General features: G+C 65.5%; 13 protein-coding genes and 2 tRNA genes. 6 read left to right on the forward strand and 9 right to left on the reverse strand.

The window, feature by feature from the left end; translation table 11 throughout:
• Window positions 1-34 precede the first annotated feature (34 nt).
• Together BMY90_RS08910 and BMY90_RS08915 are read left to right on the forward strand one after the other, a co-directional pair.
• Window positions 35-124: transfer RNA gene (locus BMY90_RS08910), tRNA-Ser, on the forward strand.
• 5 nt (window positions 125-129) lie between these two features.
• Window positions 130-216: transfer RNA gene (locus BMY90_RS08915), tRNA-Leu, on the forward strand.
• Window positions 217-251: 35 nt separating this feature from the next.
• Here the strand turns inward: BMY90_RS08915 and BMY90_RS08920 are convergent.
• Complete coding sequence (locus BMY90_RS08920; protein WP_008216425.1) at window positions 252-497, reverse strand: hypothetical protein; 246 nt, start codon at window positions 495-497, stop codon at window positions 252-254.
• A gap of 232 nt (window positions 498-729) precedes the next feature.
• On the opposite strand from BMY90_RS08920, the gene BMY90_RS08925 reads away from it, so the two are divergent.
• Window positions 730-1,383 (forward strand): response regulator, encoded by a 654-nt coding sequence (locus BMY90_RS08925; protein ID WP_008216427.1) that lies wholly within the window; start codon window positions 730-732, stop codon window positions 1,381-1,383.
• An 80-nt stretch (window positions 1,384-1,463) separates the two neighbouring features.
• On the opposite strand, the gene BMY90_RS08930 is transcribed toward BMY90_RS08925, so the two are convergent.
• Complete coding sequence (locus BMY90_RS08930) at window positions 1,464-4,562, reverse strand: Rne/Rng family ribonuclease (protein ID WP_092703374.1); 3,099 nt, start codon at window positions 4,560-4,562, stop codon at window positions 1,464-1,466.
• A gap of 335 nt (window positions 4,563-4,897) precedes the next feature.
• On the opposite strand from BMY90_RS08930, the gene BMY90_RS08935 reads away from it, so the two are divergent.
• The gene (locus tag BMY90_RS08935) at window positions 4,898-5,890 is read left to right on the forward strand and encodes an RluA family pseudouridine synthase (RefSeq protein ID WP_092703376.1); all 993 of its coding nucleotides are present in this window, start codon (window positions 4,898-4,900) and stop codon (window positions 5,888-5,890) included.
• 52 nt (window positions 5,891-5,942) lie between these two features.
• On the opposite strand, the gene BMY90_RS08940 is transcribed toward BMY90_RS08935, so the two are convergent.
• On the reverse strand, window positions 5,943-6,287 hold the full coding sequence (locus BMY90_RS08940) for a 4a-hydroxytetrahydrobiopterin dehydratase (protein ID WP_092703378.1): 345 nt from the start codon (window positions 6,285-6,287) through the stop codon (window positions 5,943-5,945).
• A gap of 149 nt (window positions 6,288-6,436) precedes the next feature.
• Here BMY90_RS08940 and BMY90_RS08945 point away from each other — a divergent pair, with 149 nt between their 5' ends.
• The gene (locus BMY90_RS08945) at window positions 6,437-7,045 is read left to right on the forward strand and encodes an NfuA family Fe-S biogenesis protein (RefSeq protein ID WP_008212031.1); all 609 of its coding nucleotides are present in this window, start codon (window positions 6,437-6,439) and stop codon (window positions 7,043-7,045) included.
• A gap of 75 nt (window positions 7,046-7,120) precedes the next feature.
• Here the strand turns inward: BMY90_RS08945 and BMY90_RS08950 are convergent, their stop codons facing one another.
• The 6 genes from BMY90_RS08950 to BMY90_RS08975 form a co-directional block, all read right to left on the reverse strand.
• Window positions 7,121-7,471, reverse strand: coding sequence for a c-type cytochrome (locus tag BMY90_RS08950; RefSeq protein WP_008212029.1), 351 nt, complete (start codon window positions 7,469-7,471; stop codon window positions 7,121-7,123).
• A gap of 22 nt (window positions 7,472-7,493) precedes the next feature.
• Complete coding sequence (locus BMY90_RS08955) at window positions 7,494-7,823, reverse strand: c-type cytochrome (RefSeq protein ID WP_092703380.1); 330 nt, start codon at window positions 7,821-7,823, stop codon at window positions 7,494-7,496.
• Window positions 7,824-8,009: 186 nt separating this feature from the next.
• Complete coding sequence (locus BMY90_RS08960) at window positions 8,010-9,242, reverse strand: TraB/GumN family protein (RefSeq protein WP_092703382.1); 1,233 nt, start codon at window positions 9,240-9,242, stop codon at window positions 8,010-8,012.
• A gap of 203 nt (window positions 9,243-9,445) precedes the next feature.
• The gene (locus tag BMY90_RS08965; protein WP_008212023.1) at window positions 9,446-10,336 is read right to left on the reverse strand and encodes a carbon-nitrogen hydrolase; all 891 of its coding nucleotides are present in this window, start codon (window positions 10,334-10,336) and stop codon (window positions 9,446-9,448) included.
• Window positions 10,337-10,374: 38 nt separating this feature from the next.
• Window positions 10,375-11,442: an agmatine deiminase family protein gene (locus BMY90_RS08970; protein WP_092703384.1), complete on the reverse strand. Its 1,068-nt coding sequence runs from the start codon at window positions 11,440-11,442 to the stop codon at window positions 10,375-10,377.
• 146 nt (window positions 11,443-11,588) lie between these two features.
• Window positions 11,589-11,936, reverse strand: a complete 348-nt coding sequence (locus BMY90_RS08975) for a hypothetical protein (RefSeq protein ID WP_008212020.1) — start codon at window positions 11,934-11,936, stop codon at window positions 11,589-11,591.
• A gap of 137 nt (window positions 11,937-12,073) precedes the next feature.
• Here BMY90_RS08975 and abc-f point away from each other — a divergent pair, with 137 nt between their 5' ends.
• Window positions 12,074-14,035 carry a ribosomal protection-like ABC-F family protein gene (abc-f, locus tag BMY90_RS08980; RefSeq protein WP_008212018.1) on the forward strand — a complete coding sequence of 654 codons (1,962 nt, stop codon included), beginning with the start codon at window positions 12,074-12,076 and terminating at the stop codon, window positions 14,033-14,035.
• The last annotated feature ends 10 nt before the right edge of the window (window positions 14,036-14,045 follow it).

Here is a 14,045-nt window from a genome sequence, read left to right on the forward strand (position 1 = left end):
GGCGTACGCAGTACGCCTGTTCGCGCAGACAAACGGAGAGATGGCCGAGTGGTTTAAGGCAGCAGTCTTGAAAACTGCCGTAGGTGCAAGCCTACCGTGGGTTCGAATCCCACTCTCTCCGCCATTCCGGCCCGGATGGCGAAACAGGTAGACGCAAGAGACTTAAAATCTCTCGGGGGCAACCCCATCCCGGTTCGACCCCGGGTCCGGGCACCAGTCGCATCCTTTGACGAAATGGCGATCCTGCCGGCTCAGGCGACCGCGCTTTGCGGCATCGGTGCCTGTCGGGCGTACTGGGCCAGGCGAATGTTGGAGACGGGCCCGGGCATTTCCACGCTGATGCTGCGGCCGGAGCGCATGTGCTCGTCGCGGGCAGTTTCACGCGCCAACTGGATGGCTGGGCCCAGACGAAGCTGGCTGAACAGGGTGGTGCCGGCGCGGCGAATGCTCCAGGTGTCGTCGGACGCCTGGCTAAGCGAGTAGATCACCATCAGCATTTCCGTGTGCTCCTTTGCGACCTCGAGAGGGCGGAGTACGCCAATGGCTTCGGGTCGCCCCTCTGATCGACCCATTGCGGCATGTTGCCATCCAACGGGTGAGTGTGCTGTCGGTGGTTTCCTACATGTTGTGTCAGCGCCTTCGGTTTCTGCGCATGTGTGGATGGAAAGGCTTGCATTAACGCGGTGTCCCGCCTAACTTGCCTTGGCCTATTCAGGGAGGGCTCATGCGATGATCGATGTTGTACTGGTGGATGACCACGAACTGGTCCGCACCGGTTTCAGGATGATTCTTGAGCAACAGCCCGATATCCGCATTTGTGGTGAAGCGGGCACGGCAGAGGAAGGCCTTTCCCTCATTCGCTCGCTGAAGCCGGCCATTGCCCTGGTCGACGTCCATATGCCCGGGATGAGCGGCATCGAGTTGACCGAGCGGGTGTCGCGGGCGAATCTGCCCACGCATATCGTGGTGGTCACCGTGGTCGACGACGCGCGTTTTCCCAAGCGCCTGCTCGATGCCGGTGCACTTGGCTACCTGACCAAAGGTTGTTCGGCCGACGAGCTGCTGGGCGCAGTGCGCCAGGTGGCTGGCGGGCGCCGTTACCTGGCTCCGGCGGTGGCGCAACAACTGGCGTTGGCAACGCTGGATGGCGACAGCTCCCCCTTCGATGCGCTGTCCACCCGCGAGCTGGAAGTGGCCATGATGCTGGTGCGCGGCAAGGCGCTGACGTCGATCGGCGAGCAACTCAGCCTGAGTCCGAAGACGGTATCCACTTACAAGCAGCGCTTGATGGAGAAATTGCAGGTGGATCACGTGATCAGCCTGGCGCACCTGATGACCATTCACGGCCTGCTGGATACGCATAACCACCAGGTCGGCAACTGACGAAAACATTCATCGGGGAACAAAAGAAAAGGCCGGACTGAGTCCGGCCTTTTCTTTTTCAGGAACGCGATGATTTGCGATCAGGAGCCTGTGGCATCCGAATGCCCGGGCTTGTCGTTCGCACCCGGTTCCGTCCCGGCATGCGAAGACGGGGCAGGGGCCGGCACGGGCTTGGCCGTTTCCGTTGCGGCCGGGCGGGCTGCGGGCGATGCCAGCAAGTCACCCTGCGTGGGTTGCGGAACCGGGGTGGCGGCCGTCGTCACGGCAGGCTTTTCAGCAGGGCTGACGATCGGCTGGGGCGCAGGTTCTGCATGGACCGGCTTTGGTGCTGCCGGAGCCGGAGCCGGAGCAACGGGTGCCGGCGAGCTGACCGGTCGGTCAGCGGCGGCATCGGCAGCTTTGGCCGGTTCGCTGGCTGGCTCACGTGCGGCAGGCACTGACGCTGCGACTGTCGCGGGTTTGGCCGCTTCGGCGGTTTCCACCGCAGGCTTCGCCGACTCGTCCCCGGACGTCACCGGGATCGGTGGCAGCGTAGGCAATTGGAAGCTGGCGGGTGCAGCGGCCGGTTTGGCGGCGACAGGCTTCGGGGCCTCCGCGGCAGCGGTTTCGCTCGGAGTCGATTTGCTGGCTTCCACGGCCACCGTGGGACGCGGCGCCGGGCTGGCTGCCGCCGGGCTGCTGACGGGAGCAGCGGTCGGAGCCGGAGCGTTCGAGCTGCTGGCGACGTCACGCGGGCGCGGCGCTTCCGCTGGCTGGGCTTCCGCCGGGGCCTTGGATGGGCTGGCCGGAGCCTTGCTTACGCGAGCGGACGTGTCGTTATGCTCCTGGTCGTTCTCTGCCGTGGCCTGCTCGGCGTTGGCTGACGTCTCCGTGGTGTTCGTCTCGTCATGGCGGCGACGGCGACGGCCACCGCGGCGACCACGACGACGGCGCTGGCCGCTCTCGGTGGTGTCGGCGGCGCCTTCTGCGGCGTCCTGGGCTGTCTCGACAGCGGGCTTGGCCACGGCGGCGACCTTGGCCTCTTCGGTTGGCACGGTGGCTGTCAGGCGTTCTTCCTGCACGGCGGTGTCCGGGGCAGGGGCGGCGGCCGGACGCGGGGTGCGTTCCGGTTTGGCGGCAGCCTGTGCCTGCGGCTTGCGTTCGTTGCCAGCCGAGTCGCTGGAGGCCACGTTGGCAGCCTTGGGTTTGCGTTCGGACTTTGGCGTGGACTGGCGTGTCGGTTGCTGGCCCTGTTCGCCATTGCGCTGGCGCGGATTGCGTCCCTGTTGCGCATTGCCCTTGGTGTTCTGCTGGCCTTCGCCACCACCGCGGCGCGACGAGCGCTGCGAATTGCCGGCATTGCCTTGGCGACGCTCGTCCCGCTGGTTGTTGCGGTCGCGGTTCTCGCGCTTTTCAGCCGGCTTGCTCGGTGCCGGGGCGGGAGCTTCCGGGGCAGCGGCACCACCGCGGAACCAGCCGAACAGGCGCGCGATCACGCCGCCACTGGCGGCAGCCGGCGCGGCTGCGGTCGCGCGACGTGGCGCCGGCCGAGCCGGGGCCGCGGCCACCGGGGCAGCAACGGGTTCCTCGCGCACGGGAGCCGGCGTAGCCGGCACCACGCCGGAGACGGCGGGCTGCTCGCTGCTGCCCAGCGCCTGGCCCATCTTCGGGATCGGCGCTTCCTCGACGGCGGTGAGCCGCTCGTAGCTGGGCTTGCTGTGCTCGCCCATGTCCGCTTCCTTGATGCGCTGGATATGGATGTGCGGCGTTTCCAGCTTCTCGTCGGAGACGATGACGACATGCACCTTGTTGCGCAGCTCGACTTCGACCACGCCAGCGCGCTTTTCGTTGAGCATGAAGTTGGCGACCGTCGGCGGCGCCTGCACCAGCACCTGCCCGGTGTTGTCCTTCATCGCGTGTTCTTCGATCAGGCGCAGGGTGGACAGCGCCAGCGATTCGACGCTGCGGATCTGGCCGTGGCCTTCGCACCGCGGGCAGACGATCTGGGTGGCTTCGCCCAGGCTCGGGCGCAGGCGCTGGCGCGACATTTCCATCAGGCCGAAGCGGCTGATGCGGCCGACCTGCACGCGGGCGCGGTCGAGCTTCAGCGCATCACGCAGCTTTTCCTCGACCTCGCGCTGGTGGCGCGGGCTGTCCATGTCGATGAAGTCGATCACGATCAGGCCGCCGGTGTCGCGGATGCGAGCCTGACGCGCGATCTCCACTGCCGCCTCGCAGTTGATGTTGAAGGCGGTGTCCTCGATGTCGCTGCCCTTGGTGGCCTTGGCCGAATTGACGTCGATGGCGGTCAGCGCTTCAGTCTGGTCGATCACGATCGAACCACCGGACGGCAGGCGCACCTGGCGGTCGAACGCGCTCTCGATCTGCGTCTCGATCTGGTAGCGCGAGAACAGCGGCGTATCGTCGGTGTACAGCTTGAGCTTGCGCAGGGCGTTGGGCATCACCTGCTGCATGAAGTCGCGTGCGTCGTTGTACAGCGATTCCTCGTCGATCAGGATTTCGCCGATATCGTTGCGCAGGTAGTCACGCAAGGCGCGGATGAACAGCTTCGATTCCTGATAGATCAGGAACGGTGCCTTCTTCGCCTCGGCGGCGCCGGAAATCGCCTTCCACAGTTGCAGCAGGTAATCCAGGTCCCACTGCAGCTCTTCGGCGTCGCGGCCCATGCCGGCGGTGCGCACGATCAGGCCCATGTCGTCGGGCACGCTCAGGTGGTCAAGCGCTTCCTTCAGGGCCTGGCGATCCTCGCCCTCGATCCGACGCGAGACGCCGCCGGCCTTCGGGTTGTTCGGCATCAGCACCATGTAGCGACCGGCCAGGCTGATGTAGGTGGTCAGCGCCGCGCCCTTGTTGCCGCGCTCTTCCTTTTCGACCTGGACGACGACTTCCTGGCCTTCCTTCAGCAGCTCGCGGATGTTCGCCTTGTGCGGGTCGAGGCCGGGCGTGAAGTAGCTGCGGGAGATTTCCTTCAGCGGCAGGAAGCCATGGCGCTCGGCGCCATAGTCGATGAAGCAGGCTTCGAGGGATTGTTCGACGCGAGTGATGCGGCCCTTGTAGATGTTGGACTTTTTCTGCTCGCGGGACGGGATTTCGATGTCGAGATCGTACAGATTCTGGCCATCGACGATGGCCACGCGCAACTCTTCACGCTGAGTTGCGTTGATCAACATGCGTTTCATTGTAGGTTTTCCTTGGCTTGCCGCGCGTCGCGTGCCTCGGTGGCGCCGAAAAGGGCGGCCTGCCGGGGATCGCGCCGCTGCGGTAAAGCGGCAAATAAACGGCGCCGTTACCGGCTCCGGGATGATTCGTGGCTCACGCAGGGCCGTCCGTGTCATACAACAGCGGACAAATGGCAACCCAAACCGTTACGATGAAAGGGAGCAGCGACCGGCTGCCGGGGAAGGCGACCGGCGCAATCCTCGCCGACGTCACGGGTGGGCACCCCTCGCCGCCGATACTCCGGCGGGTAGGGCATAGCGCCGGCCGAGTATCCTATTTCGCCAGGTTTTTTTCAATGCAGACGGCAACTTCCCCCGACGCACCTCACGGTGTACGTCAAGTCGAGATCGGCCCCGAGCGGGACGGTCAGCGTATCGACAATGCGCTGATGACCATGCTCAAGGGGGTTCCCAAGAGCATGATCTACCGCCTGTTGCGCACCGGGCAGGTACGCGTGAACGGCAAGCGGGCCAAGCCGGACACGCGTCTCGCCGAGGGTGATACGCTGCGCATTCCACCCGTGCGGGTGGCCGAGCGCCCGGTCGGGCGCGGCCCGGCCGCCGAACTAGTGGCCCAGGTGACGGACGCGATCCTGTTCGAGGACAAGCACTTCCTGGTCATCGACAAGCCCTCCGGCATCGCCAGCCACGGTGGCAGCGGGGTCAGTCATGGGGCCATCGAGCTGCTGCGCGCGGCGCGGCCGAACGAGTCGCTGGAGCTGGTCCATCGGCTGGATCGCGATACCAGCGGCGTACTGGTGTTTGCGCGGACCCGCGCCGGCTTGATTGGCCTGCAGGCGGCGATTCGTGCCGGCGAAGTGACCAAGCAGTACCTGTGCCTGATGGTCGGACACCCATCCAAGGCCAAGTTCGACGTCAATGCGCCGCTGCAGAAATCCATCCTCCAGGGGGGCGAGCGCATGGTGAAGGTGTCTGATAACGGCAAGCCATCGCTCACTTTTTTCCGCGAGATGGAGCAATACCCGGGCGCCCGGCTGATGCAGGCGACGCTGGGTACCGGACGGACCCACCAGATTCGCGTGCACGCGGCGCATATCGGTCATCCCATCGCCGGCGACCCGAAGTACGGCGACAAGGAGATGAACAAGCGCTTGCGCGAGTACGGCCTGAACCGCCTGTTCCTGCATGCGGCGCACATGGGTTTCGAGCTGGACGGTCGCAGTTACGGGTTCTCCGCGCCCTTGCCGGATGACCTGAAGGTGTTCCTGGACACGCTGGCCGTGAAAGGGAAAAGGCTGGTCTATACGCGCCAGAAGTCGACGCTGTAGCCCTGGCCGGCCCGGCGGAGTTTTGGTCACACCGGGCCGGAACCGGCTCGGTTCAGCGCTCGAGCAGGGCCTCGACGCGCGCCGCGCAGATGAAATCGTTCAGCGACAGCCCGCCCACGTCGTGGGTGGACCACAGCAGCTGGCAGTGGCCGTAGCCGGCTTCGATATCCGGGTGATGGTCTTCGTGGTTGGCCATGAAACCGACCGCGTTGATGAAACCCAGGGTGCGGTGGAAGTCGTCGAAACGGAAATCCTTCACCAGCGACTTGCCATCCGTGGCGACCTTCCAGCCGGGCAACTGTGGCAGCAAGGTGGCGATGGCGGCTTGGTCAAGCGCGTGTTCCTTGCCCTTGCGCGGCTGGCAGTGCTGGGTGGCAAGCGGCTGCTGGTTGTTCATGAAGGCTCCGGATGATGGATGAGGCCGCAAAGCGTCGAAGCTGCGCGCGGAAAAGTCAAAGTCGCCCTTCATGATGAAACTGGACTAAAATGGTGCTGTATTCGCCCGGGTTCGCTTCGGGTGGACTTTGAGACTTTGACGGAACCGGCATGATCGATATTTCCGAGCGCGCGCAGCAACACTTTCAGCGCCTTCTCGCCCAGCAGGACATCGACGGATTGGGCATTCGCCTGCGCGTGACCTCGCCCGGCACCCCGGCGGCCAACTGCGAGCTGGAATTTTGCGAGCCGGTCGAGTTGACGGGTTCGGAGTGGACGGTGGAATGCACCGGTTTCGAGTTCCATATCGCGGGCGACAGCGCCAGTTGGCTGGACGGCGCCAGCATCGATTACGAGCCGAACAAGACCGGCGGCCAGCTGAATATCCGCGCGCCGAAGATCAAGGGTGACGTTCCCGGTGTGGAAGCGGGGGTGATCGAACGCGTGCGCTATGTGCTGGAATCGGAGATCAATCCGCGACTGGCGTCGCATGGCGGTCGGGTGACCTTGCTGGAAGTGGACGCCGACGGCGTCGTCCTGCTGCAGTTCGGCGGTGGTTGCCACGGCTGCGGCATGGTCGACGTGACGCTGAAACAGGGCGTCGAGAAAACCCTGTGCGAACGCGTGCCCGAGATCACGGCGGTACGTGACGCCACCGACCACTCGGACGGCAGCAATCCGTATTACAGCAAGCACGAAGGCAAGTCGGCACTGGGTTGATGGTGCCGATGCTACGCCGCGCATGAAAAAGCCCGCCATCTCGGCGGGCTTTTTCATGCGCCTGACCCGCCGGGATCAGTCGCCCTGGACGTGGCCCTTCAGCGTGTCGAGCTTGGTCGGCAGGCTGGAGAAATAGGCGGCGACGTCCTCGATGTCCTGGTCGGACAGCGTGGCCACCATGCCCTTCATGATCGGGTTGTTGCGGCGGCCATCCTTGTATTCGTGCAGCACCTGCTGGATGTACTCGTTGTACTGGCCGGCCAGGCGCGGGTATTGCGGATCGACCCCGTTGCCGTCGGCCCCGTGGCAGGCGAAACAGGCAGCGGCCTTGGTCTTGCCGTTCGCAGCATTGCCGCTGGCCAGCAGCGGAGCGGAGGCAAACGCCATGACAGCGCCAAGGGAAAGCAGAGTAAGCGCACGTTTCATGCAGATTCCTTGATGTCCGGAATTACTTGATCGGCTTGAGGCTGGACAGGTAGGCGGCGATGTCCTCGATGTTCTGTTCGGACAGGCTCTGCGCCTGCGCCACCATGGTGGGATAGGTCCGGTCGCCGCTCTGGTATTCGTGCAACGCATTGATGATGTACTGCTCGTTCTGGCCAGCGATCTTCGGCACCGGATAGTCCGGATAGGCGTTGGAATATCCGGGAACGCCGTGACAGCCGGCGCAGGTGTAGACGAGCGTGCGACCGTTGGCCTTGTTGCCGGTGGCCTGTGCGGCACCAACAACGAGGAAAGCGGAAACTGCAGCGAGGCCGAGCCAATGCAATCGAGTCATCGAGAGGATTCCCACGGTTCCGACGGGTACATCGGACGAGTATAGACGCAGCGCGAGAGCCGGAACAACATGACGCCGCGCCGGAGGGCATGGATGCGTGTGGCGCGTGTCGCAACGCTGCGTGCCGACCCCGGCGAGCCCGGGCGGCAATGGGCCGAACACGATGCGCGTCGCCGAGCGAACCCGTCAGAACAGGCTGCGGACGATGTGGAAGCCGGCGCTGTATTCGCCGACGAGGGTGCCCAGGCTGACCAGGAAGAAATTCAGCAGCGTGCGCGCCACGCGATTCTTCCACCAGCCGCTCCAGTGGGTGACGTCGTCGCGCAGTGACTCGAAGTCGGCCACGCGCGGGCGGCGCACCCAGGCCTCGGCCATCGCGCTGATGCCGCCGGCCGGAATGCCGGGGCGGAACGGCTTGATTGGCGCGGCGATGAAGGCGGCAACGACGCTGATCGGGTGCGCGCCGGCAAGCACGGCGCCCAGTGCCGCGAAGCCACCGGTGAAAAGAATCCAGTCACGCAGCACCTGTGCGCCCAGTGCGGTATTGCGATGGAAGGCCCAGCCGATCGCCACGAATACCAGCAGTACCAGGCCCACCGCCAGCCATTTCGGCCAACGCGCCTTGGGCGGGGTTTGCGCGAGTGCCGCCGCCTCGGTGGCCGGATCGCCTTGTTGCGTGCGCAGCTTTTCGCACAGGCCCTTGAGGTGGCCGGCACCGATGACCACCAGCACGCGGCGCGGTTCGGTGGTGGCCGAAAGCGTGGCTTCTTCGCGCAGACGTGCGGCCATGTAGGCATCGCGTTCGGCGATCAGGCTGCGGTAGAGCGGTTCCGACTCGCTGGCGAATTCGCTGAAGGCGCTCTCCAGCATGTCGCCTTGCTTGAGCTTCTCGATCTCGCCCTCGTCGATGTTCTCGCGCTCGAACACGCTGGCGAGCATGCCGCCGAGCAGGCCGAAACGTTGCCAGAATCCGACGCTGTGCCACGCGCGCTTCAGGGTGGTGCCGACTTCGCGATCGACCAGCCACAGTGGCAGGTCGCGTTGATCGGCGCCGTCCATCGCCGCCTTCATCTCGGCGCCGGGTTCGATGCCGTACTGGTCGGCCAGCCGCTTCTGGAACGAGGACAGCACCAGGCTGGCGGCGACCATACCGGTCTTGCCCTGGCGAATGACCTGGAACAGGTCCATCTGCTTGAACGCTTCGGGATTGCGCATGCCCTGCGCGCGGCTGTCGCACAGCTCCACCGCCACCGCATCGAAATGTTCGTGTTCGAGCAGTGCCTCCACCGCTTCCATGCTGCTGCGCGAGACATGCGCCGTGCCCAGCACCACGTATTCGACGCCGTCGCGTTGCACGCGCTCGATCGGTTGGTCGGCAAGTGCGGTGGGCAGTGGCAGGGCGGTTTCGGGAACACTCATGCGGAAGACGTGCCGGTCATGGGGATTTTCCAAGCATGGGGACGCGCTTCGCACGAAGCAAGTGAGGCGCGTGGCCCGGGTGGATCACTCGTTTGATTCTCGCGACGGGACGGTGATCATCGCGTGTTGAGGCGCGCGGCCAGGGGCGGCCAGCCGTTTGACTCCCCCGACCAGGGATGGTCGTAGCAATGATCAACTCAAAATCAGTCGCGGAAGCGCTTGAGCAAGTCGTGGTAGGCATCGATGCGGCGGTCGCGCAGGAACGGCCAGATCCGCCGCACGTGTTCGCTGCGCTGCATGTCGATCTCGACGACCAGCAGTTCGCGCTGATCGGTGCCGGCTTGCGCAAGGAATTCGCCCTGCGGTCCGGCGACGAAGCTGGAACCCCAGAAACGGATGCCATCGCCCACGCCGGACACATCGGGTTCGTGGCCGGTGCGGTTGCAGGCCAGCAGCGGCAAGCCGTTGGCTACGGCGTGGCCGCGTTGCACTGTGATCCACGCCTCGCGCTGGCGGTCTTTCTCGTCCTGCGCGTCGTTCGGGTCCCAGCCGATGGCGGTCGGATACAGCAGCAGCTCGGCGCCGGCCAGCGCCATCAGCCGTGCCGCTTCCGGATACCACTGGTCCCAGCACACCAGTACGCCGAGGCGGCCCACCGAGGTGTCGATCGGATCGAAGCCGAGGTCGCCGGGCGTGAAGTAGAACTTCTCGTAGAACGCCGGATCGTCCGGGATATGCATCTTGCGGTACTTGCCGGCGATGGCGGCCGAGCGGTCGAACACCACGGCGGTGTTGTGATACAGGCCTGCGGCGCGCTTCTCGAACAGCGAGGCGACCACCACCAGTTTCAGCTCCGCGGCCAGCTTGCCGATGCGCTCGGTGCTCGGACCGGGAATCGATTCGGCCCGGTCGAATTCGTCCACCGACTCGTGCTGGCAGAAATACGGTCCGTTGTGCAGTTCCTGCAGCAATACCAGCTCGACCCCTGCCTTGGCCGCTTCGCGCAGGCCGGCTTCGATGGCATCGAGGTTGGCGTCGCGGCTGCCGCGGTCGGTTTCCTGCAGCAGCGCGACCTTGAGGGTCTTGCGGGTCATCGGCATTCCGGTCTCGGGGGCATTCCAGTGGTGCGAGTTTAGCCGATGCCGGCCGGGTTCAGCCCGCCGGGCAGTTGCATGGTGATGCAATGCAGGCTGCCGTTCTGCCAGATCAGCGGGCGGCACGGCACCTGCACGATCTCGCGGCCGGGATGCGCGGTGCCGATGATGCGCGCGGCCTCGTCATCGGCCGTGTCGCCGTAAGCCGGCACCAGGACGGCACCATTGACGATCAGGTAGTTCGCGTAGGACGCGGCGAGCCGGCGCCCGTTGTCGAGGATCGGTTGCGCCCACGGCAACGGGTGCAACTGGTAGGGACGGCCGTCGGCGGTCCGCAGCGCGGCCAGCTCGGCGGCCATGCGCTGCAGTTCGTCGTGGTGTGGATCGCTGGCGTTGGCGCAGGCCTGGAACACGATGCCCTCGCCCGGCGCGAAGCGGGCGAGGGTGTCGATATGGGCGTCGGTGTCGTCGCCTTCGAGGTAGCCGTAATCCAGCCACAGCACGCGCTCGGCGTGCAGGCCGTCGCGCAGGATCGCGCTCATCTCCTTGCGTGACTGTTCCGGGTGGCGCTGTACCAGGCAGCGCCAAGTGGTGAGGATGGTGCCGGCGCCATCGCTTTCGATGCCGCCGCCTTCCAGCGCCCAGTCGATGCGTTTGTGCGCGGCATGGCCGAACACGCCGGCGTCGACCAGTCCGGCCACCAGCGCGTCGTCCTGTTCGGCGCCGAACTTGCCGCCCCAGCCGGTGAAGCGGAAGTCGGTGAGCTGGAAATCGGGCCGGGAATCAGTAGTGTCGCCACCCTTCAGGGTGATCGGGCCGGAGTCGCGCAGCCAGGTGTCGTCATAGGGCAACTCGACGAAACGCACTCGTGCGAGCTCGACGCGGGCCTCGCGCAACAGGGTTTCGGCCTGTGCGTGCACCGCGGCATCGGCCACCACGATGACCAGCGGTTCGAAGCGCGTCACCGCGGCAGCCAGCGCCACGTAGGTGGTTTCCACCTCGGCCAGCCGCTCGGCCCAATCGGTACCGGCGTGGGGCCATGCGATGAGCACGCCGGATTGCGGCTCCCACTCGGCAGGCAGGCGCAGGTTCGTGGATGGGGTCATGATCGTGCTCGCATCGACATCGGGGCAGGGCACGACAGTTTATGGGCAGGCGCTTGCGCTGAATAGCAATGTCGGCGCGCAACAGCACAAAGCCCCGGCCGAAGTCCGGGGCTTTGTGCGTGCCGTGACGCTGACTCTGGCGGGGCTTACTTCGCCGAAGCCGGATGCAGGTTGTTGCCGGCCGGCGTGTTGAGCACGGAGTGGATCACGTGGTCGTGCTCGAAATAGACGATGTAGTGGGCGTACTCCCAGCGCTTGATGACCGGGTGCCGCCGGGTATCGCCGCCGCGCGGCTGCAGCTTGCGCAAGGGCGTGCCATAGCGCTTTTCGACCTGGCCCATGGTCAGGCCGCGTTCGGGCAGGTGCAGCCCCTTTTCCTGCTGGACCCGATGGATCAGCAGGTTGTCGGCGTGAGCCGTCTGCGGCACGGCAAGGCTGCCGGCGCCAAAAGCGAGTGCTGCCAGCAAGGGCAGGCTGAAACGGTGCTTGAACATGGTCCCCTCTCCGCGCAAGGCGATGCGGCAATCGTTGTAGCAGAAGTGATTGTGGCGATCCACGGGCAGTTGCGACAGATGTGACGCCCGCAACCGTTATCATGTGCGGCCAGCCTGTCGATTGAAGTGCCCTTGAGATGATTGCGTTCCGCCATTTTGCCCTGCGCCGCGGCAGTCGCCTGCTGCTTTCCGATATCGACCTGGTGATCCAGAGTGGCTGGCGACTGGGTGTCATCGGCCGCAACGGTTGCGGCAAGTCCAGCCTGTTTGCCGCCCTGCAAGGGCAGGTGGAGGCTGACGCGGGCGACCTCGACCTGCCGGCGAAGCTGCGCCTGGCCTCGGTGGCCCAGGAAACCCCGATGCTGCCCGATCCGGCCATCGAATATGTGCTGGGTGGCGACGAGGAACTTGCCGCTGCCTTGCGCGATGAGGCCGATGCGCAGGAGCGCGGCGACACCGAGGCAATGGCCCGGGCGCATCACCGCATCGAGGAACTGCATGGCTACGACGCGCGGGCGCGGGCCGGTCGCTTGTTGCACGGCCTGGGCTTTGCGCCGGAAACGCACGAATACGCGGTGAAGGAGTTCTCCGGTGGCTGGCGCGTGCGCCTCAACCTGGCCCGCGCGCTGATGGCGCCGTCCGAGTTGCTGCTGCTGGACGAACCGACCAACCATCTCGACCTCGACGCCGTGCTGTGGCTGGAGGAATGGCTGCGCCGCTACCAGGGCACCTTGCTGATCATTTCGCACGATCGCGAATTCCTGGACGGCGTGATCGACCACACGCTGCATCTCGATGGTGGCGGTGCCAAGCTCTATGCCGGCAATTACAGCGCGTTCGAACGCCTGCGTGCCGAGCAACTGCGCCAGCAGCAGATCGCCCACGAACGCGAGCAGGCCGAACGCGCGCACCTGCAGTCTTTCATCGATCGCTTCAAGGCCAAGGCGAGCAAGGCCAAGCAGGCGCAGTCGCGCATGAAGCGGCTGGAAAAGATGGCCGGCACCGAGGCGGTGCGTGCCGAGCGCTCGTTCCACTTCCAGTTCGCGCAGCCCGATCGCGTGCCCGATTCGATGTTGCAGATCGAGGACGTCGTGGCCGGATACCCGGCCGGTTCCGTGGGTGACGAGGGGCAGGGCGCGGCATCCACGGAGGCCAAGGTGGTGCTGGGGGATGTCCGCTTCCGCCTTGAGGCCGGCGAACGCATCGGCCTGCTCGGGCCCAACGGCGCGGGCAAGTCCACCCTGGTCAAGACCCTGGTCGGCGAACTGGAGCCGCTGGCGGGTGAGCGCAAGGCGCACAAGGATCTCAAAATCGGTTATTTCGCCCAGCACACGGTGGAAAGCCTGCACGCGGGTTCCAGCCCGTTCAACCACCTGCAGGACAAGGCCCCCGGCGTGGCCGCGCAAGTCTTGCGTGATTTTCTGGGCGGTTGGAATTTTGCCGGCGAGCGGGCGTTCGAATCGGTGGACGGCTTTTCCGGCGGCGAGCGTGCGCGCCTCGCGCTGGCGCTGATCGCGTGGGACAAACCGAACCTGCTGCTGCTCGACGAACCGACCAACCATCTCGATCTGGACATGCGCGAAGCGTTGGCCGACGCCTTGGCCGGTTTCGACGGCGCGCTGGTGCTGGTGTCGCATGACCGCCACCTGCTTGGCATGGTCTGCGACAGTTTCTGGCGCGTGGCCGACGGCGTGGTCGAGCCGTTCGATGGCGACTTGGACGACTATGCGCGCTGGCTGCGTTCGCGTGGCGGCAAGGCGAAGAAAAAGGCCAAGGCCGCCAAGGCGGGGCAGGAAAACTCATCCGCCGAGGTTTCCGCACCTGAGACGAAGGCGAATGCCGCTGACGAGCGCAAGGTGGCCGCGCTCCAGCGCGAGAACGACAAGGCCTCGCGCCAACGCGTGAAGAAGGTCGAGACGCGCGTCGCCGCCATCGATGCCGAATTGACGGCGTTGGAGGCGAAGCTGGCCGATCCCGACATCTACAACGGCTCAACCGCCGAGCTGATGAAACTGAGTCAGCAGCAGGGTCGGCTGCGCGGCGAGAAGGAAACGCTGGAAGCGGAATGGCTGGAGTTGTACGAGTCGCTGGAAGCCTGAAGAGGATCGT

The sequence above is a fragment of the Rhodanobacter glycinis genome (assembly GCF_900114325.1).
Lineage (GTDB): Bacteria > Pseudomonadota > Gammaproteobacteria > Xanthomonadales > Rhodanobacteraceae > Rhodanobacter_A > Rhodanobacter_A glycinis.

What these genes read in the sequence shown, in the direction of transcription:
- BMY90_RS08975 (WP_008212020.1), bottom strand. Translation starts at nt 11,936, where the DNA reads ATGTTCAAGCACCGTTTCAGCCTGCCCTTGCTGGCAGCACTCGCTTTT.
- BMY90_RS08950 (WP_008212029.1), bottom strand. Translation starts at nt 7,471, where the DNA reads ATGAAACGTGCGCTTACTCTGCTTTCCCTTGGCGCTGTCATGGCGTTT.
- abc-f (WP_008212018.1), top strand. Translation starts at nt 12,074, where the DNA reads ATGATTGCGTTCCGCCATTTTGCCCTGCGCCGCGGCAGTCGCCTGCTG.
- BMY90_RS08970 (WP_092703384.1), bottom strand. Translation starts at nt 11,442, where the DNA reads ATGACCCCATCCACGAACCTGCGCCTGCCTGCCGAGTGGGAGCCGCAA.
- BMY90_RS08960 (WP_092703382.1), bottom strand. Translation starts at nt 9,242, where the DNA reads ATGAGTGTTCCCGAAACCGCCCTGCCACTGCCCACCGCACTTGCCGAC.
- BMY90_RS08965 (WP_008212023.1), bottom strand. Translation starts at nt 10,336, where the DNA reads ATGACCCGCAAGACCCTCAAGGTCGCGCTGCTGCAGGAAACCGACCGC.
- BMY90_RS08955 (WP_092703380.1), bottom strand. Translation starts at nt 7,823, where the DNA reads ATGACTCGATTGCATTGGCTCGGCCTCGCTGCAGTTTCCGCTTTCCTC.
- BMY90_RS08925 (WP_008216427.1), top strand. Translation starts at nt 730, where the DNA reads ATGATCGATGTTGTACTGGTGGATGACCACGAACTGGTCCGCACCGGT.
- BMY90_RS08945 (WP_008212031.1), top strand. Translation starts at nt 6,437, where the DNA reads ATGATCGATATTTCCGAGCGCGCGCAGCAACACTTTCAGCGCCTTCTC.
- BMY90_RS08930 (WP_092703374.1), bottom strand. Translation starts at nt 4,562, where the DNA reads ATGAAACGCATGTTGATCAACGCAACTCAGCGTGAAGAGTTGCGCGTG.
- BMY90_RS08940 (WP_092703378.1), bottom strand. Translation starts at nt 6,287, where the DNA reads ATGAACAACCAGCAGCCGCTTGCCACCCAGCACTGCCAGCCGCGCAAG.
- BMY90_RS08920 (WP_008216425.1), bottom strand. Translation starts at nt 497, where the DNA reads ATGCTGATGGTGATCTACTCGCTTAGCCAGGCGTCCGACGACACCTGG.
- BMY90_RS08935 (WP_092703376.1), top strand. Translation starts at nt 4,898, where the DNA reads ATGCAGACGGCAACTTCCCCCGACGCACCTCACGGTGTACGTCAAGTC.